The sequence below is a fragment of the Mesorhizobium sp. 43Arga genome (genome assembly GCF_053714255.1).
On sequence record NZ_JBSKBO010000002.1, the window covers coordinates 703,674 to 722,985 of the forward strand.

Genomic DNA, 19,312 nt, shown 5'->3' on the forward strand with positions numbered 1-19,312 from the left:
GGTAGCGCGAAAGCCGATCAAGGCAATCTCCCCCGCGCGCAATTCGCATATGGGGCGCGTCACCGATGGAGCCGGCTTCACTCCGAAGGCCTATCGCTGGTCTTGTCGTCGTCGGGTAGGACACCGAACTCCTGCGACTTGATCCCCTGCTCGGCCATCAGGAACCCGTCCGAGGAAAGACCGCGCCGCAGCAGTTCCCTGACCGCTGCCGAGCGGCTTGGCATGCGCCTTTCGAAACGCCAGTTTTCCAGCGCCGCCAACTCGTCCGTGGTGAGCATGATCTGCAGACGTTCCGGGCGTTCCAGTTCAGCCACGTGCGCCCTCCTCCCTCAGGACTAAAAATACCGTGAGTTAGTATTTAGCTCATTCAGCTTATAAGTATGGTGACGCTCATTACACGTCAAGACCAGCCAATGGGCCCTCAACACATCAAACTCATGATACCCATCGAACGCCTGATGCACATTTCTGTAACTATCCTAACTAACTGATTTTATTTGGATATTCCGAAAATTTCACTTGCCAGTCCGACGCTCCGGGCGCATGCTTTAGCCTGAACAGAAAACCGTTCCCTTTGGGAGGTTTCGATGCGGCACGAATACTCCATGCGCCTGCGCGGCGACGTCAATTCAGCGGTCGAGAAGGCGTTCAAGACGGCAGGCATCGTCAACATCACGACGACGGCCGAGCAGGTCAGAGTCCTGAATCTGGCCGAGAACGTCGCCCTCGAGGATATTGAATACCTGGTTTTGCGGGCGGCCCAACTGCTTGGCGCGCCAATCGAATTCGACACCTTGGTCAACGGGTTGGCGCTGTCCGGAAACGGCATTGTCGAGGGTGAGGAACCAGCGATCAGGCCCGTCATTCTGTCGCAGCCGGCCTCGATCCAGTGATGTCGCTCCGACGCAGCGCCATGTGGGCGCGGCGTCGCTTCCAACATGTGGACTGACGCATGGCTCCGGCGTGAGCCTGGCCGGCGCCCTTGATCACAGTCGGTTGAGGCGGCGCGAGACACCTATGGCAACTGAGCGCACGCTCTATATGGTGCTGCAACCCCCAACCGGAGCAGCGCAGCCATGACCCTCACCACACGAAAACTCGGCAGCCAGGGATTGAAAGTCTCGGCCATCGGTCTCGGCTGCATGGGCATGAGCCAGTCCTACGGTCCGGCCGACGAGGCCGAATCCATCGCCACGCTGCATCGCGCCATCGAACTTGGCTGCACCTTCCTCGATACCGCCGAGGTCTATGGCCCGCACACCAACGAGGCATTGCTCGGCCGGGCGCTAAAGGGCAAGCGCGACCAAGTGACGATCGCCACCAAATTCGGCTTCCGCATCGAAAACGGCAAGCAGATCGGCGGCGTCGATAGCCGGCCCGAGCATATCCGCGAGGTTGTGGAAGCCTCGCTCGGCCGGCTCGCCACCGACCATATCGACCTGCTCTACCAGCATCGCGTCGACCCCGGTGTGCCGATGGAGGATGTCGCCGGCGCGGTCGGCAAACTGGTCGCCGAAGGCAAGGTGCGCTTTTTCGGCCTCTCGGAGGCAGGTAGCGCCAACATCCGCCGGGCGCATGCCGTCTTTCCCGTCTCGGCGCTGCAGAGCGAATACTCCCTGTGGGAGCGCAATCTGGAGCCGGAGATCATCCCGCTGCTCGGAGAACTCGGCATCGGCCTGGTGCCGTTCGCGCCGCTCGGCCGTGGTTTCCTCACCGGCGACGTCAAGCGCGCCGAGGACTATCCCGAAGGCGATTTCCGCCGCAACGACCCGCGCTACCGGGGCGAGAATTACGACGCCAATGTCGAGGCGGCGAGCAACGTGCGCGACATCGCGGCTGCCCGCGGCGTCAAGCCCGGCCAGATCGCGCTGGCCTGGCTGCTCGGCAAAGGCAGCGATTTCGCTGTCGATATCGTGCCGATCCCCGGCACCAAACGCAGACAATATCTGGAGGAGAACATCGCCGCCGCCTCGCTGAAACTCGACGCCGCCGAAATGGCCGCGCTGGACGAGGCGCTGGCGCCAGGAAAAATCTCCGGCCCGCGTTATGGCGAGCGTGGGATGGCGATGGTCGATCGGTAGCCTTGGGGCCCCGATCAGGGCGCGTGCTGTCGATCGTCCAACACAATTCCGAATACCGAAACATGTCGGCGCGGCCCCCTCGCCGGCATCAGCGCCGATCCGTTTTTCCCGCGCGATCTGAAGCCCTCGCTGTAGATAAGGTTCCGACGATGCGCAGCGCCTGCGGTCGTTGGAATTTTGCCGTTGTTTGGGTTATGATCAGCAGGATGCTTCCCTCTTGAAAATGGCGGTGAAGGCATGTTGCGGAAGAGCTTTTCCAGCTATTTGAGGCAAGGGCTCCTGCTCGCGTTCCTGGCCGCGTTCAGCGCGCTTTGGCTCGCCCAGGCCCACGCCGAGCGGCGCGCGGCCATTGTCGTCGGCAACAGCGAATATCCGTTTGCCCCTCTGACCAATCCCCGCAACGACGCCAAGCTCATCGCCAATACCTTGACCGAGCTCAAATTCGACGTCCTGCTCTTTTACGATATCAAGAAATCGGCGGAGAAAGACCTGAACGATGCGATACGCGCGCATCTCATAGGCGCCGACATGGCGGTCTTCTATTACGCCGGCCACGCCCTGCAGTATAACGGCCAGAACCTGCTGCTCCCCGTCGATACGCGGATCTCGTCGGCCAAGGACGTCGCGGCCGACGCCATGAGGCTCAACGATCTGATCGACATCGTGAAGAACGATCCGGTCGGCGTGAAAGTCTTCATCCTCGATGCCTGCCGCAACAATCCGGTGGCCAAGGAGAAGGGGTTGCAGCAAGGCCTCGCCTACACGGAGGCCGGCAGCGGCCAGGTGCTGGTCGCCTTTGCCACCAGCGCCGGTGAGGTCGCCTATGACGGGACGGGCATCAACAGCCCCTATTCGTCGGCGCTCGCCAACGCCCTGCTCATGCCCAATCTCGATGTGTACGACACGTTCCGCACGGTGCGGGGCGACGTTCGCCAGGCGACAGCCGGCTCCCAAATTCCCTGGATCACCGGCTCGATCGAAACGAAATTCGTCTTTCGGCAGGGTGACGCCGGCAAGCAGGTTGCGCAAGCCGAGCACGCTGCCGAAGCGAATGGCGGCCTGACCATCGATGAGGTGTTATGGTCCTTCATCAGCGACAGCCAGAATCCGGAGGACTTCGAGCGCTTTGTGAAGGTCTTTCCGAATAGCCGCTACGCGGCCGAGGCGACGGAGAAGAGCCGCTTCAAGGTGGCTGCGTTGACCAAGCGCGGGCTCTATGTCAACGGCAATCTGGTCTCTAGCTCGATCGCGGCCGCGGCGCCGGTCGAGGCGGGTGGCAAGGCCTTGAGCGAGGAGTTCGTGTTCCAGCAGGCCGGCGAGCGCGCCGTCAGCGAGACCTTTCGTATTTGGCCGAGCAACCTGCCCGACACGCAGCGCGGCATGCGGACGATGGTCACGGATTGCGATCTCTACGCCGCCGATCCCAACGACCCACAGCGCGCGGTGCCCGGTGTCACCAACGGGCTCGTCAACGTTCGGGACGCGTTGCGCGCTTGCGCTTTTGCACTGGCGGCCGACATCAACAACCCGCGCCTGCAGTTCCAGTTCGGCCGTGTTCTGGAAATTGCCCGGCGCTATAGCTGGGCCGAGCATTTCTACGAATTGGCCGGCAATCAGCAATACAGCGCCGCGCTCATCAACATGGGCTACATGGCACGCGTCGGCATGGGGCGCGAGATCGACTACGGCCGCGCGTTCGACTTTTACGTTCGGGCGGCCGCGCTTGGCAATCTCAGAGCCAGGACCGACATCGGCTCCGCCTATATTGCCGGCCAAGGCGTGCCAAAGCTGCCGGAGGAAGGCGTTCTTTGGTATCGCTTGGCCGCATCGAGTGGCTGGGCGAATGCGATCACCGCGCTTGGTGACGCGTACCGCCTCGGCACTGGCGTCAAGCAAGACTACGTCCAGGCGGCCTCCTTGTATTCAGCAGCAGCCGATACCGGCCAGATCGATGCGATGGCAAACCTGGGACAGGCGTATCTCGCGGGCGAAGGCGTGAAAAAGGACGTACCGCGAGGACTCGAACTGTTGCAGCGCGCAAACGACATGGGCAACAGGTACGCACCCTATTTTATGTCACAGCTATATCTGAAGGGCGACCGCAAGCTGCCTGCCGATCCTCGCCGCGCCCTGACCCTTCTTGAGCTTTCCGCAAACCGGGGAAATGAGTACGCCTACGTCCGTCTCGCATGGGGGCATCGCGACGGTGTATTTGCCGGGGGCAAGCCTGACCTGCGACGAGCCTACTTCGACGCCTCGCTCGCCGCGAGGCTTCGGGCCGATCAGGGAGAACAGGCAAAGGCTGAGATAGCCGGGAAAATAGACCCCGCAACTCGAAAGGAAATAGACGGCGAAGTTGAACTGTACATCAAACAGAACGGTCCGTAACGCGCGATAGAGACCAAAGACGGTCCCGATCGTTGGGGCCGAACAGATCAATAGTGAGAATTGCCGTGCCTCGGGCTCGATTTGTCGCGTCGAGGCGTGCTTACCTTGGTGATCTTGGTGACTTTGGTGACCTTGGCGCACCGTCCATCCTTCGGCGAAAAGCCGAAATCGCAAATGATGGGCCTTCCTGCAATCGTCCCGCATCCGCTCAGTATGACAGAGGTCGAAACCAAGGCGGCGGCCGAAGCCATCTTTGCCAGCAGCAATCTTGCCATTTGCGTCGCTCCAGCCTCGGCCAAAAACGGCCGCGGCATCGCATCAGGACTTTCAACGTCACGCCGTAACAAGAAAATACGCCTACTGCCCTACAGTCAAGGGCAAGGCGGGCGAATGCACCAGCCCTGGCCACTGACGGACTGCCGGCAGAGTTTGGCGAAGGCATGTAACCGGAGTGTGCCGGCGTTGCGGGCTTTCTCGCCACGCCTGCATAGGCTGCACCGACCAGCTCAAGGACAGTGTGACGGCATCACACGACGCGGCGCGTCGACTTCAACGTTTGACACGCACAAATCGCCATTGGTAGATTCCCGCATCCCTCATGTGAGCGCCATTCAGATGAGAAAGCTGAAGGAACTTTTCCTTCGAAAGGATGAGCAAAATCCGGGAGTTGGGGACCCCGGAAGTATCTATACGTACAAATCAAAAGAAGACGTCTCAACAATTATTGTTACAATTTTAGGCGTAAATCCTGATTTTCTCGAAGAAATCATTGTTACGACCAAGCGCAAGCTTCCCGGAAAGCGCGATCGGCTCATCTATCTGACCGACAATCCGGACTTCACGATATTCCGCCGTCACGGCGTGATCTTCGAGTATCTGCCTCCGTTGACGGAGCAGCGGCTGCACGCGGCAGACATGCCCTGGCAGGCTTATTTGCGGGAGCGCTGGCGGCTGCTTCTTGCAAAATGGCGCCCCCGCCGTGTTCTGACTTACGGCACGAATATCGACAGTTTCCTTGGCACCGGCGGCATCCGCCCGCAAAGTGCCGAACGTGCCCAAATCATGAGGCTGGACATTCTGTTTGTCGCCGATGTCCGCTTCGAAGGCGGCACCTCCACGGCGCTCGCCGTGGAAATCCGAGCGGCCGCCCGTGCGGGTTTCAAGACCGGCTTGCTGGCCGTGAAGGGACCATTGCTGCGTCACCCCTACCCGATGCATCCGGACTTGCGGGCACTGGTAGATGGCGGCGCGACAGAACGGATCGACCCAGACACCAAGGTCGATGCCGGCCTCGTCCTGGTGCACCATCCGGCGATAATGTCCAACCGCTTCACCAGGCGGACCGGCATCCGGACCGAACGCATGGTCATGGTTCTCCATCATCCCATGGTCGACCGGCGGGGCAAGCCGCAGTACGACCTGGCGCGCATCGTAAGCAATTGCCATTGGGCGTATGGCGTCAAGGTTTGGCTCGCCCCCGTCAGTGCCGTCGTTCGGGATGCCTTGCCCCGTCGTTTGCCTGCGGGCGCGGAACTCCTGCCTGAAAACTGGACCAATCTGATCGATCTCGACGACTGGCCTCGCAGGCCTGACGGTCCGCCGCACAATCCGGTCGTCATCGGCCGCCATGCCCGCCCGGATAAACTGAAATGGCCGAGCAGGGCCGCCGACGCGCTGCGCGTCTATCCTGCCGACGCAGCCCGCTACAGCATCAGGATCCTGGGCGGCGGTTCCTTCCTCCAGGAACTCTATGGTCCGCTGCCGGCCAACTGGGAAATACTGCCCTTTGCATGGACCGGCATTCCCGGGTTTCTCCAAGGGCTCGATTTCTACGTCTACTACCATAGCGATTCCTGGTCGGAAGCTTTTGGCCGCACGATCCTCGAAGCGCTCGCGGTAGGTCTCGTCACGATTCTCCCCGCGCACTTCCAGCCATTGTTCGGTGACGCAGCAGTCTATGCGGCGCCGAGAGATGTTGAGCACGTCATCGGCAAGTTCATCACCGACGTGGAGGCCTACGCGCAGCAATCGGCCTTGGCCAGGGAGTTCGTTGCCCGGCACCATTCTGCCGAGCTCTTCCCGCAACGCCTTGAGAGGCTGTTCAACATTTCCAGACCACGGGATGCGGCGGCCGTGCGAGCGTCGATGATTCAGCCTTTGCCGATACGTCAGGTGCTGTTTGCATCGTCCAACGGCATCGGAATGGGGCATCTCGCGCAGCAGCTGGCTGTCGCCCAGCGACTGCCGCCAGGGCTCAAGCCCGTTTTTGCGACAATGTCCTATGCCATGAAAATTGCAACCGACGAGGGGTATCACGCTCACTTCCTGACCCATCACCGCGCCATCGATGCCGCGCCCGAGGACTGGAACGACGTGCTTGCCGAAGAACTGTTCGACCTGATCAGTCACCTGCGTCCCGCGGTATTTGCCTATGACGCCACGGCTGTCTTCGACGGTGTCGTCGCAGCCCTTGCCATGGACCCCAACCTGTTGTCGATCTGGGTACGTCGACCGATGTGGCGGGAATCGCACCGCCCGTTCCTTGAGATGGCGGGCGCTTTCGACGCTGTGATAGAGCCTGGCGAACTTGCCGATGAATTCGATCACGGCCCAACCTTGGAAGTGCGCGACAAGGTTCTGTTGGTTCCGCCGGTGTTGTTGCTGGAGCCAGATCAGCGCCTGGACACAGCCGCCGCGCGCAACTTCCTCGAAATACCCGATGGCATGACCGTCGTCGCCCTGCAACTCGGCTCTGGCAGCAATTTCGACATGCGCGGCGTCCGCAACGGCACTCTCAAAGCCCTGCTTGACCGTCCCGATACGCTGGTGCTGGACATCCGCTCGCCGATCCGCGCCGATTTCGAGTCAGACGAGCCGGTCGGTCCGAGGCATCGCATCATCGAGCTGTTCCCGAGTTTCCGCTACAGCCGCGCATTCGACGCCGCGGTGGTCGCGCCTGGCTACAATACGTTTCATGAAAACATCCTTGGCGCGGTGCCGACCTTGTTCGTGCCCAACGAGAGCGATGAGATGGACCTGCAGCTCAACCGCGCTCGCTGGGCAGAGCTTGGCGGTTTTGGCCTCCTGATGCGGCGCGACCATGACCTTCCACATGTTGACCGCTTCATTGAACAGCTGCTCGACCCCTCCGAGCGCGAAGGAATGGCGGCGCGCTGCGAGGCGGTCCCCTGGACCAACGGCGCCGACGTCATCGCGAACTATATCGAAGACCATGCCAGGATTGTCCGAACTGACCGGGACATCACCCAGGATAGCTGACGTATGGCGGAACTGTTCCATGCAACACCTCGGCCCGCTTCTCGGTAGTGGAAACGTTGCGGACGTACATGCATTCGGCACTCTTGCCTTGACACTCTACAAATCCACCGACGCAAAGGTGTCGGCTTTTCGCGAAGCCGCGAACTCATCGAGAGCATCCCTGATGTGATTGTCCCCCGCCTTTTCCCTGAGATTTCCGCCTGTCGATTTTGCCAATTCGCCTGGAACGAAGTTTTTTCGTTGAGGTTTACCCCGCGAAGGGACTGATGCTTTCGAGGAGACCTCCCATGAAGCATATTTTGATCACCAGCATGCTCGCGCTCGGCATCGGATGCGGTGCCGCGATTGCCCAGACACAGCCGGCTGAAACCCAGCCGGGCGGTGACGCCAATTGCGCCTCCGGCGCGGCCAACTGTCAAAAAGGCTCGAAGATGAAGATGGGCGAGCAGGCCCAAGGCAAGGCGAAGGTCCAGACGGACCAACAGGCCCAGGGCAAGCCGAAACTCAAGACCGACGAGCAGGCTCAGGGCAAGGCCAAGGTCGAGACGGACCAGGCCCAGGGCAAGTCAAATGCGACCACCGATCAGGCCCAGGGCAAGGCCAAGGTCCAGACGAACCAGCAGGCCCAGGGCAAGCCAAATGCGACCACCGATCAGGCCCAGGGTAAGGCCAAGGTCCAGACGGACCAGCAGGCCCAGGGCAAGCCAAATGCGACCACCGATCAGCAGGCCCAGGGTAAGGCCAAGGTCCAGACGGACCAGCAGGCTCAGGGCAAGACCTCGACGCAGACTGATCAGGGGTCGACTGCTTCCATCAGCAATGTGACCGTCGAACAGAAAACCCAGATCACCCAGGTCATCAAGGAGACCCGGGTCGAGCCGGTGTCCAACGTCGATTTCGACATTGCGGTCGGCATCGAGGTTCCCCGGCACAAGATCCGGTTGCATCATCTGCCCAAGCGTATTGTCAAGATCGTACCGGCGTACGAAAGCTACGACTATTTCGTATTGGCCGACGGTCGGATCGTCATCGTCGATCCGGATACGTTCAAGATCGTCGTTATCCTGACCTGACTTGTGGCCATCACGCCCGCCACATCCAGGTGGCGGGCGTTTTTATGAAACCTACCGCTAGAGCAATTCCCGGAACAGTGTGAGCGGTTTTCCCGGGAAAAGCGCGCAGCGCTTTCCCTTGGGAATTGCGTCAAAACAAAGAGTTAGAGCGTTTTGCCGTTTCCATGAAACGGTGAAACGCTCTAGATCAACCGGGCGAACGGACCCAGGACGGCTTTCCGCGTCATGGAGATTTAGCCATCAGGACATTAAAGCTGAATTTCAGCCCCTGCCTGTTCATCGAACAAGACTGAGCAGCCCCGTGCAAGCGCTACCGTGGAGAGAGCGTTTGCCACCACATCGTCGGGTGACACGAAATCGCCGGTCAGCACCCGCAACTCTTCCACGCCTTCAGCCATCGAGACAAAATTTCCGACCACTCGATCGTGCCTGCAGGCCTCGACCACGCAAAGCAGATCGATCAATTCGAAGCTGCGCATGTTCAGCCTCCAACAAAAATGTCCCTTGCTGGATCGTGAAACGCATTGGTGGAGCGTAATGTTCCGACAGACCCTGTAGCTCGCCGCCGGCAATCAGGGTTCAGATGTCAGGATCGTCGAGAATGCGAGACAGCGTGCTGCGCCCCAGCGCGCTCATGGCGGGGTTGGTGCGGCGGTAATACCAGACGAGACCCATGGCCTGCTGGAATGCCCAGGCAGCACTGCGCTTCCATAAGAGGTCCTCGACCTGAAGGCCGCGCCGAAAGATCGCCCTTCGCTCGTGGTCCAGCAGATGCCACGCGACCACCAGATCCAGCGACGGGTCGGCTGGCCCGAAACTGCCGCAATCAAGCACGCCGACAAGACGCTCGCCCTGCACGAGAAGGTTTGCTGGAATAAGGTCCTTGTGGCTCATCACGACAGGCCCAGCGGAGGGCAGCTCCCGCAACCGAGCCCACAAATCGCGCAGTCGAGCCACATCCAGCAGGCCCTCGCTGTTTTCAAAGCAGACGGCCATCCAATCGTCATGATCGGGGAGATGTCCACCACGTCCTTGCCCGTCGAAGCGCCTGCCCCGTGTGTCCGCCTGGCGCAACGATGCCACGAGGTGTGCAAGGTCGTGGGCGAAAATCGTCGATCCGCTTAGCCCGAGCGGCGTGGCAACCTCGCCTTCGATCCACGTCTGCAATGCCCATGGCATTGGGTATCGAGGACCGGGTTCGCCGAACCCAATCGGTTGCGGCGTCGGAAACAGGCAATGTTGTCCAATCTCGACCAAGGCAGCGGCCTCCGACCGAAGCATGTCGGCGCAATCGGCCGGCTTCATCGCCCGCAGCGGGAACCGCGCAGCGGTCTTTGAGCCAATGCGGAAGATCGCGTTGACGGTTCCCGACGATCCAATCGAGGTGATGTCCTCATGGCGATATTGGGGAAACTGATCGCGGATCATCTGGCCGGCGATATCGATGTCGATATCCACCTGATCGTCATGCATCATCAGTTCTCGTCCTGCCGGGCATGATCCGCCGGCGCCGACGACCGGGATGAGGCGCAAAGCCGTTATAAGCGCCTTTGCCGGCCGCTTCGTTGCCTCCACTTTCGCACCGTCGACCGCTGGCGCCAGCTTCGTACTTGCCTTCCGCGCCCTGCGTCATCAAGCAGTCGCATCTTTCGGCCGCACCCCACGCAAGACCTGATCGACAAGCTCGTCGCCATATTCTTCCGTGAGCGGAGCGAACTTCAGCATGAGGCGGAGATAGATCGGGCCAAAGAGAGCATCGATCAGCAAGGTGGCATCTGTGTCGTTTGAAAACTCGCCCATTGCCTTCCCGCGTTCGACATCCGCCGCCGCCGATGCGCGCCTTTCGGCAATGTGCTTGTCATAGAGTTCTCGCAGGACCGCAGGATCGTTTTGGCCCTCTGCAATCAGGTCCGCAAAGAACTTGCCAAACAGGCCGTTGAACTCACCGATCAGGACCCGCACCCTGACACGAAGGACTTCCTCCGCCGTCACGGCTTCAACCGCATCCAGTCTACCCGAGACGCGCTCCTGGAACATCGCCATGATCAGTGCGGCCTTGTTCGACCACCATTTGTAGAGTGTGGGTTTGCCAACGCCGGCGCGCTTGGCGATGGCTTCCATGGTCAGGTCGCGAGCCGAGGTCTCCTGCAACAGCTCGTAGACGGCATCCATGATCGCCGTGTGGGCTTCGGCGGCCTCGCTCCGTGGCCGACCCGAGCGGGGTGTTGAAACGGGAATCTTGGACATGAACCAAAATTAACAGAACGGCACGTAAAGGCAATTGACATCGATTTACGATTACGATACGTTTCGTTAATTAAATTAGATCGTCGCTGTCAACTTGCGGAGAGCAGTCATGAAATCGGCATCGATACAAGACCCGGCTCGGTCCGGACCGCGGGTCACAACCCACCCGCTCACCAGCGAGGATGCTGCCGCCATGGCGGCGCTGCGCGGCCTCGCCATGCCCAATAAGGGTCGAATGCAGGGCGTCGGCGCTCGCGGCATCTTCGACGCCATCATAAGCAAGGTCAGTGCGCCCGAGGACGTCTTCTACCGATCCGACACCGTGGGCGGCGTCGCGGGTTGGTGGTGCATACCAGGCGACGCCGCGGCTGGGCAGGCCCTCCTGCACTGCCATGGCGGCTGGTTCAACTGGGGCACGGCGGAAGCATTCCGCCATCTGGTGGGGCACATAGCCGCCCGGGCCAACACGGAAGCCTTCATTCCCGATTATCGGCTGGCCCCCGAACATCCCTTTCCCGCCGGATTGGACGACGTTGAAGCCGCTTATGACGGCCTGGTCGCAACAGGCGCCCAGCGCATCGTCATCCTCGGCGACTCGGCGGGAGGCAACCTCGCGCTGTCGCTGCTCTCGATCCTTGCGGGCCGCTCCGACAGCCTCAAACCAGTCGGAGCGGTCGTCTTGTCGCCGGTGACAGACCTGACGCTCTCGGGTGCGTCCTGGCAGAGCCGTGCGACGGCCGACCCATACTTCACGCGGGTCCAGGTTGTTGAACTGGTCCGCTCCTACCTTGCCGGTCACGACCCGACCGATCCCTTGGCTTCGCCATTATATGGGAGCTTGGCGGGCCTTCCTCCGATGTGCCTGCATGTCGGCGACGACGAGATGCTTCTTGATGATGCCACGCGCTACACCGAGCAGGCCGTCGCGGCGGAAGTCGATGCCACGCTCGACATCTGGAACGGCATGCCACACGGCTTTCTGTCCGGTGTCGGTCACCTGTCGGCAGCGGACAAAGCGCTTGACGCGATCGGAGCATTTCTCACCGCGCGCTTGGCCGCCGGTCAAGCGTAGCCTGAAGGTCGTCCGCTCTAACTCTTTGTTTTGGCGCAATTCCCTACGGGAATACCGCTCACACTTTTCCTGGAACTGCTCTAGCCCGCCGCCGCGGCCGCTGCCTTCCTTGGCGCCGCGCGCGGCCGCCGTGCGCGCCGTTTGGCGACGAGCTTCAGCGCCACCGGCGGCTCGTTCGACAGCGCACCCGTCACGGCGTCCCCCATGCCATGCGCAACGAAATCCGCATTGATGTCCTGGGCGAGCTTGGCCGCCGCTTGCTTGTCCCCATTGCCGGTCTCCGACCAGAACACGATGCCCACCCGTAGTGCCGCCTTCGCGCGCTTCAGCCGCCGAACCAGGAAGCGGGCGTGCTTGACGGAATCGCGGTTCAGGAAGCCGACCACCACGGTGTCGACGGCCTCGAGCTCGAGGCGGCGGATGCTGGCAGGTTCCATGTCGACAAAGTCAGCCTTCGACACGGTCGCCCCCTGGACCTCCAGGACCTGCGCCAGCATCGCCGCGGCGGCATCGTCGAGTTCGCCGCGCCCGCCGGCACAAAGCACCGACAGGCCACTGCCGTCGGGCAGCTCGGCCTCGTCCTCGGCGGCGGCATCGCCGGGCTCGCCGGCCTCTTCAGCCCCGTGCGGCGCGTCCTCCTCGGCCGCTTCCTCCCTGGCATCGTCTTCGAGATTGGCCACCAGCGCGAGCGCGCTGGCCGCCACCTGCCGCCTTTGCAGGTCGCCCATGACGCCGCGCACACGGTCGCGCTCGCCCAGCAGAAGCGCCGGGATGGCCACCTTGTCGTAGAATTCGACCAGATATTTTTCCTCGAGCATCTCCTCTGCGTGGTCGGTGGCTTCGTCCGGGTCGCCGGCCAGAAGCCGCTGGTAGAGCCGCGCATGCGGTTCCAGCACCGGCTCGTTGCCGAACAGCACGTCGAGGAATTCAAACTGCGGCACGTGCCTGCCCAGCACGACCAGGCAGACGGTGAGCGGCGTCGACAGGACGAGCCCGAGCGGACCCCACAGCCACGTCCAGAAGATCGCCGCAACGATGATCGCCAGCGGCGACAGTCCGGTTCGCGAGCCGTAGAGCCAGGGCTCGACGACATTGCCGGTGACCAGTTCCATCACCACGAACAGCGCCGCCGTCCACAGGACGAGCGACCAGCCGGGAGCGACGGCCAGCGCCAGGAAGAGCGGCAAAAGCATGCCGATGGCCGGGCCGATATAGGGAACGAAGCGCAGCGCCAGCGCCAGAAGCCCCCACAGCAGCGCGTTGGGAATGCCGAGGACCCACAGCCCGATCGCGATCGGTATGGCGTAGAGAATGTTGACGACCAGTTGCATGAGCAGGTAGCGGCCCACCCGCTTGGCTGCATCTTGAAGCGCCTCGGTGGTGCGGTGAAGGTCGCCATAGCCGACAAGCCTGATGAAGCGGTCGCGCAAATCCTCCCGCTCGAGCAGCATGAAGATGACGACGATGATGATCAGGCCTGCGGACCCGAGCGGGCTTATCAGCGGACCGACGATGTTCTGCAGGACTTCGAGCGGCCTCTCGCGCGCAACGATCTCGACCGGCACCGGCTCGCGCGGCGGCTTGTCTGGCGTTGCGGCCGGCAGCGTGGCGTCCTGCCTGTCGATCTCCTGGCCGACACGCTCGACCACGCTGCTCAATCTGGCGATGATCCCGCCCCCGACGCCGGTTTCCTTGAGCGCGCGGATCTTGGTAAGGATGTTGGTTTGGTAGACCGGAATGTTCTGCGCCAATTCGCTGACCTGCGTGGCGACAACGAAGCTGAACAGGGCAAGGGCGGCGAAGGCGCTCAGCACACTGGCGATGACGGCGGCGATCCGGGGAATGCCGACCCGTTTGAGCGCCGAAACCAAAGGCGCCAGCGCGAAGGTCAAAAGCAGCGCGATCGCGATCGGCAGGAACACCTCACGGCCGAAATACAGCGCCGCCACCGTGGTGACGGTGGTCGCCACATTGGGCAACGCGGTTCGCGGACGGGGCGCGGCGGCCGAAAGAATCTCGTCCAGCCCATGCGCCTCGGACGCCGTCCCGTTTCGACGAGTGGCCGCCACTTGATGTCTCTCCCCCTGCCACCGCCCATGGTCCGCTATATTGAGCCGGCGTGCAACCTTGGCCGGCAGACCACTGGTTACCCTTCAATTCCGGCCGGGTCAGTATGTTCCCGGCGGGCCCGAGGCAATGGAGAGAAGTGATTTTGTCCGCCCGTCGGGATTCATGCTTCAGGGCCGGCGGCAACCTTCAAGCTGCATAGGGCGGATCACCGCGCCGCATGCCTTGCCAGCGCGTGCTCGATCAGCACGTCGATCACCTTGCTATAGGCAATGCCGGCCGCCGCCAGCGCCTGGGCGTACATGGAGATGTCGGTGAAGCCGGGCAGCGTGTTGACCTCGTTGACCAGCAGCGAACCGTCGGCGCGCAGGAAGAAGTCGACGCGCGCCATGGCCTCGCAGCCGAGCGCCCGGAAGGCCCGCGCGGCCATCTCCTTCGCTCTTTCGGCGACATCGGCCGGGACATCGGCGGGCACCTTGACCAGCGCGCCGTCGGCATCGAGATATTTGGCCTTATAAGTGTAGAAGCCATGCTTGCCGGCGGGAATGATCTCGCCCGGCAGCGAAACCGTCAGCGAACCGTCGGCCCGCTCCAGCACCGAGCACTCGATCTCGCGGCCGTCGACGAACTCTTCGATCAGCGCCTTGCTGTCATAGCGCAGAGCCGTTTCGACGGCCTGCTCGAAGCCATCCCTGTCATGCACCTTGCTCACCCCGAAGGACGAACCCTGGCGCGCCGGCTTGGCGAAGAAAGGCAGCCCAAGCGCCCCGGCAATCTCCTGGAACGAACCGACCTCGCCTCTTAGCACGGTAACCGAGCGGGCAACGGCAAGCCCTGCCTCGCGCAACAGCCGCTTGGCGACATCCTTGTCCATGGCGGCGGCGGAAGCCAGGATGCCGCAGCCGACATAGGCGACGTCGGCGACCTCGGCATAGCCTTGCACCGAACCGTCCTCGCCGAACGGCCCATGCAGCACGGGAAAGACGACATCGACAGGGTCAGGCTGTTCGCCATTCTCGGTGAGAGCCACAAGCCGGCCCTTGCCGCCGGGCAGCAGGGCGACCTCCAAGCCATCCTCCGACACCAAAGCCCCTGCCCCGTCGGCGCCAGCTTGCGACGAAGGCTGCAGCCGCCATCTGCCGTCCCTGGAAATGGCGATCGGCACCACCTCGTATCGCGTCCGGTCGATCGCCTTCAGCACGTTGGCGGCCGACAGCCGCGACACCTCGTGCTCGGCCGAACGCCCGCCATAGAGGATGGCGACCCTTGTTTTTTCCTTCATTGAAATCCCTCGAAATCAAATGGCGACGGCAATGCCGCGATTGGCAAAGAAACGGTCGAAATCGGCTGGCGCCAACACTGCGTTTGCCTGTGTGGCGCTGGTATGGCCGGATGGGTTGTGAAAGCGAAAACCGTCATCCGACGCGGCAGTGACCAGCACCAGATGGCCGCCCTTCCACGGCGGCTCGCGCTCGGGCCAGCGGATCGCGCTGCTGACCGAAGCGATGAAGAAGCGTGACCGGGCGAGGATCGACGGAATGTCCGAGGTCGCGACATTGGTCATCACTTGCGCCTCCAGGCCGAACTCCGCCTTCACGAAGGTGACGAAGGGCGCGTAGATCAGCCCCTTGATCGAGCCCTCACTGACGACATAGCCGCCATATCCAGTGCAGCGTCTCGCCAGCTCGATCGTCGGCACGATCTCGCCGCGGGTCGCCAGGATCATCTTCAGGCACGCCATACCGCAGATGTTGGCGGCCCAGACCGCATATTCGTCTGGTGTTTCCGCGCCCGACCCTTGCCACAGCGGATCGCGCCTGAGCGCCACATTGGCGCCATCGGCGAGCACGGCCAGCGTCATGTCAGGCGTCTCCCACTGGCTGAAAAACGGCACGGCTTCAGGCAATGGGCTCATAGGGTTCCCGGGCGGCTCGCATCAATCTCGTATGCGAGAATAAGAGATTGATGAAAAGCCGTTTAAAGACTGTCGAAGTTCAATGACGTGTTGCGTGGCGCCTACTCGGCCTTCGTCCAGCCGAAGACCAGCCAGGCATATTTCGACTTTTCGTCGGGCTCGGCGGTGTAGGTCATCTGGATGTCGCCGTCCTTGGCGTAGATGTCGAGCCTGGGCGCCGTGTCCAGCTTGAGCCATAGCGAGCTCTTGCTGAAGGACCAGGTTCCGCACCAGACGCAGGCGCCCGACGCCGGGTCACCCGGCTGATGGAAATTGTAGCGGCCGTCCGCGGTGATCTCCAGATAGTCGAACGCGCCGTAGAAGGTGGTCACCGTCTGCATGAACTCGGCGGCAGCCGCGTCCTGTTCCGGCGTCGGCGCATCCGTCATGTCGCGCGGCGGCCGGATGGCCGAGCCGCTGAGCTTCCATTTGCCGACAAAGTCCTTCTCTGTCGGAAGATATTCCTCCTGAGCCTGCGCCGATGAAATATAAGAAACCGATAATATGCTTGTCGGCGAAATGGCTCCTCCCATAAGTAAAAGCGTGGCAGCGCAGATTGCCTTCGTCGATCTTTGCATGAAATATATTTCTCCACGATGGGGAAAAGATGTCTCAGTCCGGCAGAAATTCACGGAGTACCTTGCCTTAATGCCGATTCCGGCCGCCTTTGCACGGTTAGCAACGGGGTCAGCGACCTGGCAACTATAGGGACGCCGTCAATCCGCGTTGGATCAGGACGCGCGCAAATGCCGCCGGACGGCGGCCGCGGCTGAAATTCCATGAAAGTCCCTAGAAGGTGACCTTTACCGAAGCGGCACTGCGCGCGTGCGCACCGTGATGGACGGCCTCGATGTTGTTGCCGTCCGGGTCGAGCAGGAAGGCGGCGTAATAGCCGGGATGATAGGGCCGCTCGCCCGGCGCGCCATTGTCCGTGCCGCCGGCCGCTAGCCCGGCCTTGTAGAAGGCATCGACCATCGCATGGTCCCTGGCCTGGAAGGCCAGATGGTGACGGCCGGTGAGTTTTCCCTGCGCGGCCCGGCTGTCGGCGCTGGAGATGAACAGCTCGTCGGACCAGAAATAATCCTCACCGGTCCCGCCGATCGGCACGTCGAGCACCTGCAAGACCGCCTCGTAGAACCGCCGGCTGGCGGCGAGATCCCTCACTACCAGCTGGAGATGGTCGATGAGCCGGCCGCGGTGCAGTTCCATGCAAATTCCTCCTTGCAAGGCTGCAAATCTAGGTTTGCGAACGGCGCCGTCAATGCGCGCGCCGATGGGTCACTGCTTCAGCAGCGCCGCCAGCCGTGGAATGCCCTCCGTCACCGCGCGCTGGTCGGCCAGCGTGAAGGACAGCCGCAGCGTGTTGCGTCCGGTACCGTCGGCGTAAAAAGCATTGCCGGGCACGAAGGCGACGCGCGCCTCCTTCACCGACCGCGCCAAAAGCTCGGTGGCGTCGGACCCTTCCGGCAATGTCGCCCAGACGAACATGCCGCCTTCCGGCCGGCTCCAGGCCACGCCCTCAGGCATGTTGGCTTCGAGCGCGCCCAGCAGGCCGTCGCGGCGCTCGCGATAGGCGCCGATGAGTTTGTCGACCTGGCCGTCGAACACGGATTCGGCGACGCGGTGCATGACCAGCTGGTTGATCGACGGGCTGTGCAGGTCGGACGCCTGCTTCATCAGCACCAGCTTTTCCACCACATGACGCGGCGCGCACACCCAGCCGACGCGCATGCCGGGCGACAGGATTTTCGAGAACGAGCCGCAATAGAGCGTGCGCGCCTTGTCGATGCCGCCGGACCGCGCGCAGTCGAGCGCCAGGATCGGCGGCACGCCGTCGCCATCATAACGCAGCGCCCGATAGGCGGCGTCCTCGATGACGGCGATGTCGAGTTCGCCGGCGAGGTCGAGCACCGCTTCGCGCTGCTTTCGATCGAGCGTGTTGCCGGTCGGGTTGGCGAAGTCGGGCACCAGATAGGCGAACTTGACCTTGCCGCCATTGGCGGCGGCCGCGGCGCGATAGGCGTCCGGCGTCATGTTGCCGCCTTCCGGCCGCAGCCGGTCGTAGCGCGGCTCATAGGCGTTGAAGGCCTGCAGCGCGCCGAGATAGGTCGGCCATGTCACCAGCGCGGCGTCGCCCGGCGACAGGAACAGTTTTCCGAGATAGTCCAGCGCTTGCTGCGAGCCGGAGGTGATGAAGATGTTGCCCTCGTCGCAGGCGACGCCGAGCTTGCCCATCTGCCCGGCGATCCAGCGCCGCAGCGGCAGATAGCCTTCCGACACCTGGTACTGCAGCGCAGCCCCGGCCTCGGCGCCACCCAGCACCTCGGCATAGGCAGCGCGGATCGCCTCGGCCGGAAACAGCGCCGGGTCGGGAATGCCGCCGGCGAAGGAGATGATGTCGGGCTGGTCGAGCAGCTTCAACAGTTCGCGGATTTCGGAGGCCTTCATGCGCGACGAGCGCGAAGCCAGCAGGTTCAAAAGGGTCAAGTCACGCCTCCCCAGACGATTTTCATATAGGTCAATGTAGCTGACCTATATCCGCTTTGTCAGGCAATTTGAATAGTGCCTGAACGCCTTCCGCTATACGCCAGTCGCCGCCTGGGCGGAACGGAAGCGCCTAAAGGTTCTTCTTGTAGCCAATATGGCTGGCGGTGAAGCCAAGGTTCTCATAGAAGCGGTGCGCGTCCGCCCGCCCCTTGTCGGTTGTCAGTTGCACAACGCCGCAGCCGCGTGCCCGGCACTGCTCGATCGCCCATTCGAGCATCAGCCGGCCGATGCCGCCCGAGCGCCGGTGGCCGGCGACCCGCACCGCCTCGATCTGCCCGCGCCACGCACCCTTGCGCGACAGCCCGGCAAGGAAGGTGATCTGCAACGTGCCGATCACCTCGGCCCCGTCCATGGCCACCACCAGCAACTGGTTGGGATCGGCATCGATGGCGTTGAAGGCATCGAGGTAGCCCCGCGCCAGCGGCAACGAGGCATCTTCACGGGCGGCGCCCAGCGGATCGTCGGCCAGCATCGCGACGATATCAGGCAGGTCGGAGGCTTGCGCCTTGCGGAAGGTGATCATGGTGCGGGGATAGCGCGCGGCGGTGGTGGCGGCAATATTGTATGGAGATGCGAGACTTCGATGCGCGCCTGCGTCTAAGTC

17 protein-coding genes are annotated in these 19,312 nt (G+C 62.4%); 6 read left to right on the forward strand and 11 right to left on the reverse strand.

What is annotated here, in order from left to right; all coding sequences use genetic code 11:
- Positions 1-77: 77 nt before the first annotated feature.
- Positions 78-314, reverse strand: coding sequence for a hypothetical protein (locus ACWGS8_RS09880; protein WP_454580736.1), 237 nt, complete (start codon positions 312-314; stop codon positions 78-80).
- A gap of 273 nt (positions 315-587) precedes the next feature.
- On the opposite strand from ACWGS8_RS09880, the gene ACWGS8_RS09885 reads away from it, so the two are divergent.
- From ACWGS8_RS09885 to ACWGS8_RS09905, 5 genes are all read left to right on the forward strand, one after another.
- Positions 588-893, forward strand: a complete 306-nt coding sequence (locus ACWGS8_RS09885; RefSeq protein ID WP_454580737.1) for a hypothetical protein — start codon at positions 588-590, stop codon at positions 891-893.
- Between the two features lie 183 nt (positions 894-1,076).
- Positions 1,077-2,081, forward strand: a complete 1,005-nt coding sequence (locus ACWGS8_RS09890; protein ID WP_454580738.1) for an aldo/keto reductase — start codon at positions 1,077-1,079, stop codon at positions 2,079-2,081.
- Between the two features lie 237 nt (positions 2,082-2,318).
- Positions 2,319-4,469: a caspase family protein gene (locus ACWGS8_RS09895; protein WP_454580739.1), complete on the forward strand. Its 2,151-nt coding sequence runs from the start codon at positions 2,319-2,321 to the stop codon at positions 4,467-4,469.
- 117 nt (positions 4,470-4,586) lie between these two features.
- Positions 4,587-7,748, forward strand: a complete 3,162-nt coding sequence (locus tag ACWGS8_RS09900; RefSeq protein WP_454580740.1) for a glycosyltransferase — start codon at positions 4,587-4,589, stop codon at positions 7,746-7,748.
- Positions 7,749-8,035: 287 nt separating this feature from the next.
- Positions 8,036-8,821, forward strand: a complete 786-nt coding sequence (locus ACWGS8_RS09905; RefSeq protein ID WP_454581258.1) for a DUF1236 domain-containing protein — start codon at positions 8,036-8,038, stop codon at positions 8,819-8,821.
- Between the two features lie 248 nt (positions 8,822-9,069).
- On the opposite strand, the gene ACWGS8_RS09910 is transcribed toward ACWGS8_RS09905, so the two are convergent.
- The 3 genes from ACWGS8_RS09910 to ACWGS8_RS09920 all read right to left on the reverse strand — a co-directional run bounded on the left by ACWGS8_RS09910 (position 9,070) and on the right by ACWGS8_RS09920 (position 10,993).
- Positions 9,070-9,300 (reverse strand): hypothetical protein, encoded by a 231-nt coding sequence (locus tag ACWGS8_RS09910; protein WP_454580741.1) that lies wholly within the window; start codon positions 9,298-9,300, stop codon positions 9,070-9,072.
- 100 nt (positions 9,301-9,400) lie between these two features.
- On the reverse strand, positions 9,401-10,297 hold the full coding sequence (locus ACWGS8_RS09915) for an aminoglycoside phosphotransferase family protein (protein ID WP_454580742.1): 897 nt from the start codon (positions 10,295-10,297) through the stop codon (positions 9,401-9,403).
- A gap of 156 nt (positions 10,298-10,453) precedes the next feature.
- Positions 10,454-10,993: a TetR/AcrR family transcriptional regulator gene (locus tag ACWGS8_RS09920; RefSeq protein ID WP_454580743.1), complete on the reverse strand. Its 540-nt coding sequence runs from the start codon at positions 10,991-10,993 to the stop codon at positions 10,454-10,456.
- Between the two features lie 268 nt (positions 10,994-11,261).
- On the opposite strand from ACWGS8_RS09920, the gene ACWGS8_RS09925 reads away from it, so the two are divergent.
- Positions 11,262-12,140: an alpha/beta hydrolase gene (locus ACWGS8_RS09925; protein ID WP_454580744.1), complete on the forward strand. Its 879-nt coding sequence runs from the start codon at positions 11,262-11,264 to the stop codon at positions 12,138-12,140.
- Between the two features lie 80 nt (positions 12,141-12,220).
- On the opposite strand, the gene ACWGS8_RS09930 is transcribed toward ACWGS8_RS09925, so the two are convergent.
- The 7 genes from ACWGS8_RS09930 to ACWGS8_RS09960 all read right to left on the reverse strand — a co-directional run bounded on the left by ACWGS8_RS09930 (position 12,221) and on the right by ACWGS8_RS09960 (position 19,231).
- The gene (locus ACWGS8_RS09930) at positions 12,221-14,209 is read right to left on the reverse strand and encodes an AI-2E family transporter (protein WP_454580745.1); all 1,989 of its coding nucleotides are present in this window, start codon (positions 14,207-14,209) and stop codon (positions 12,221-12,223) included.
- A 206-nt stretch (positions 14,210-14,415) separates the two neighbouring features.
- Complete coding sequence (locus tag ACWGS8_RS09935; RefSeq protein WP_454580746.1) at positions 14,416-15,489, reverse strand: D-alanine--D-alanine ligase family protein; 1,074 nt, start codon at positions 15,487-15,489, stop codon at positions 14,416-14,418.
- Between the two features lie 15 nt (positions 15,490-15,504).
- Positions 15,505-16,122 (reverse strand): C39 family peptidase, encoded by a 618-nt coding sequence (locus ACWGS8_RS09940; protein ID WP_454580747.1) that lies wholly within the window; start codon positions 16,120-16,122, stop codon positions 15,505-15,507.
- 101 nt (positions 16,123-16,223) lie between these two features.
- The gene (locus ACWGS8_RS09945; protein ID WP_454580748.1) at positions 16,224-16,739 is read right to left on the reverse strand and encodes a hypothetical protein; all 516 of its coding nucleotides are present in this window, start codon (positions 16,737-16,739) and stop codon (positions 16,224-16,226) included.
- Between the two features lie 211 nt (positions 16,740-16,950).
- A complete protein-coding gene (locus ACWGS8_RS09950; protein WP_454580749.1) occupies positions 16,951-17,370 on the reverse strand; it encodes a VOC family protein in 420 nt (139 codons plus the stop codon).
- Positions 17,371-17,439: 69 nt separating this feature from the next.
- Positions 17,440-18,609 carry an aminotransferase-like domain-containing protein gene (locus ACWGS8_RS09955; RefSeq protein WP_454581259.1) on the reverse strand — a complete coding sequence of 390 codons (1,170 nt, stop codon included), beginning with the start codon at positions 18,607-18,609 and terminating at the stop codon, positions 17,440-17,442.
- A gap of 169 nt (positions 18,610-18,778) precedes the next feature.
- Positions 18,779-19,231, reverse strand: a complete 453-nt coding sequence (locus ACWGS8_RS09960; RefSeq protein WP_454580750.1) for an N-acetyltransferase family protein — start codon at positions 19,229-19,231, stop codon at positions 18,779-18,781.
- Positions 19,232-19,312: the final 81 nt, after the last annotated feature.

Bases quoted from the DNA above. Each gene is read 5' to 3' on its own strand.
- ACWGS8_RS09885 (WP_454580737.1), top strand. From the start codon at position 588: ATGCGGCACGAATACTCCATGCGCCTGCGCGGCGACGTCAATTCAGCG.
- ACWGS8_RS09910 (WP_454580741.1), bottom strand. From the start codon at position 9,300: ATGCGCAGCTTCGAATTGATCGATCTGCTTTGCGTGGTCGAGGCCTGC.
- ACWGS8_RS09945 (WP_454580748.1), bottom strand. From the start codon at position 16,739: ATGCAAAGATCGACGAAGGCAATCTGCGCTGCCACGCTTTTACTTATG.
- ACWGS8_RS09960 (WP_454580750.1), bottom strand. From the start codon at position 19,231: ATGATCACCTTCCGCAAGGCGCAAGCCTCCGACCTGCCTGATATCGTC.
- ACWGS8_RS09890 (WP_454580738.1), top strand. From the start codon at position 1,077: ATGACCCTCACCACACGAAAACTCGGCAGCCAGGGATTGAAAGTCTCG.
- ACWGS8_RS09940 (WP_454580747.1), bottom strand. From the start codon at position 16,122: ATGAGCCCATTGCCTGAAGCCGTGCCGTTTTTCAGCCAGTGGGAGACG.
- ACWGS8_RS09905 (WP_454581258.1), top strand. From the start codon at position 8,036: ATGAAGCATATTTTGATCACCAGCATGCTCGCGCTCGGCATCGGATGC.
- ACWGS8_RS09950 (WP_454580749.1), bottom strand. From the start codon at position 17,370: ATGGAACTGCACCGCGGCCGGCTCATCGACCATCTCCAGCTGGTAGTG.
- ACWGS8_RS09895 (WP_454580739.1), top strand. From the start codon at position 2,319: ATGTTGCGGAAGAGCTTTTCCAGCTATTTGAGGCAAGGGCTCCTGCTC.
- ACWGS8_RS09935 (WP_454580746.1), bottom strand. From the start codon at position 15,489: ATGAAGGAAAAAACAAGGGTCGCCATCCTCTATGGCGGGCGTTCGGCC.
- ACWGS8_RS09920 (WP_454580743.1), bottom strand. From the start codon at position 10,993: ATGGATGCCGTCTACGAGCTGTTGCAGGAGACCTCGGCTCGCGACCTG.
- ACWGS8_RS09955 (WP_454581259.1), bottom strand. From the start codon at position 18,609: ATGAAGGCCTCCGAAATCCGCGAACTGTTGAAGCTGCTCGACCAGCCC.
- ACWGS8_RS09915 (WP_454580742.1), bottom strand. From the start codon at position 10,297: ATGATGCATGACGATCAGGTGGATATCGACATCGATATCGCCGGCCAG.
- ACWGS8_RS09925 (WP_454580744.1), top strand. From the start codon at position 11,262: ATGGCGGCGCTGCGCGGCCTCGCCATGCCCAATAAGGGTCGAATGCAG.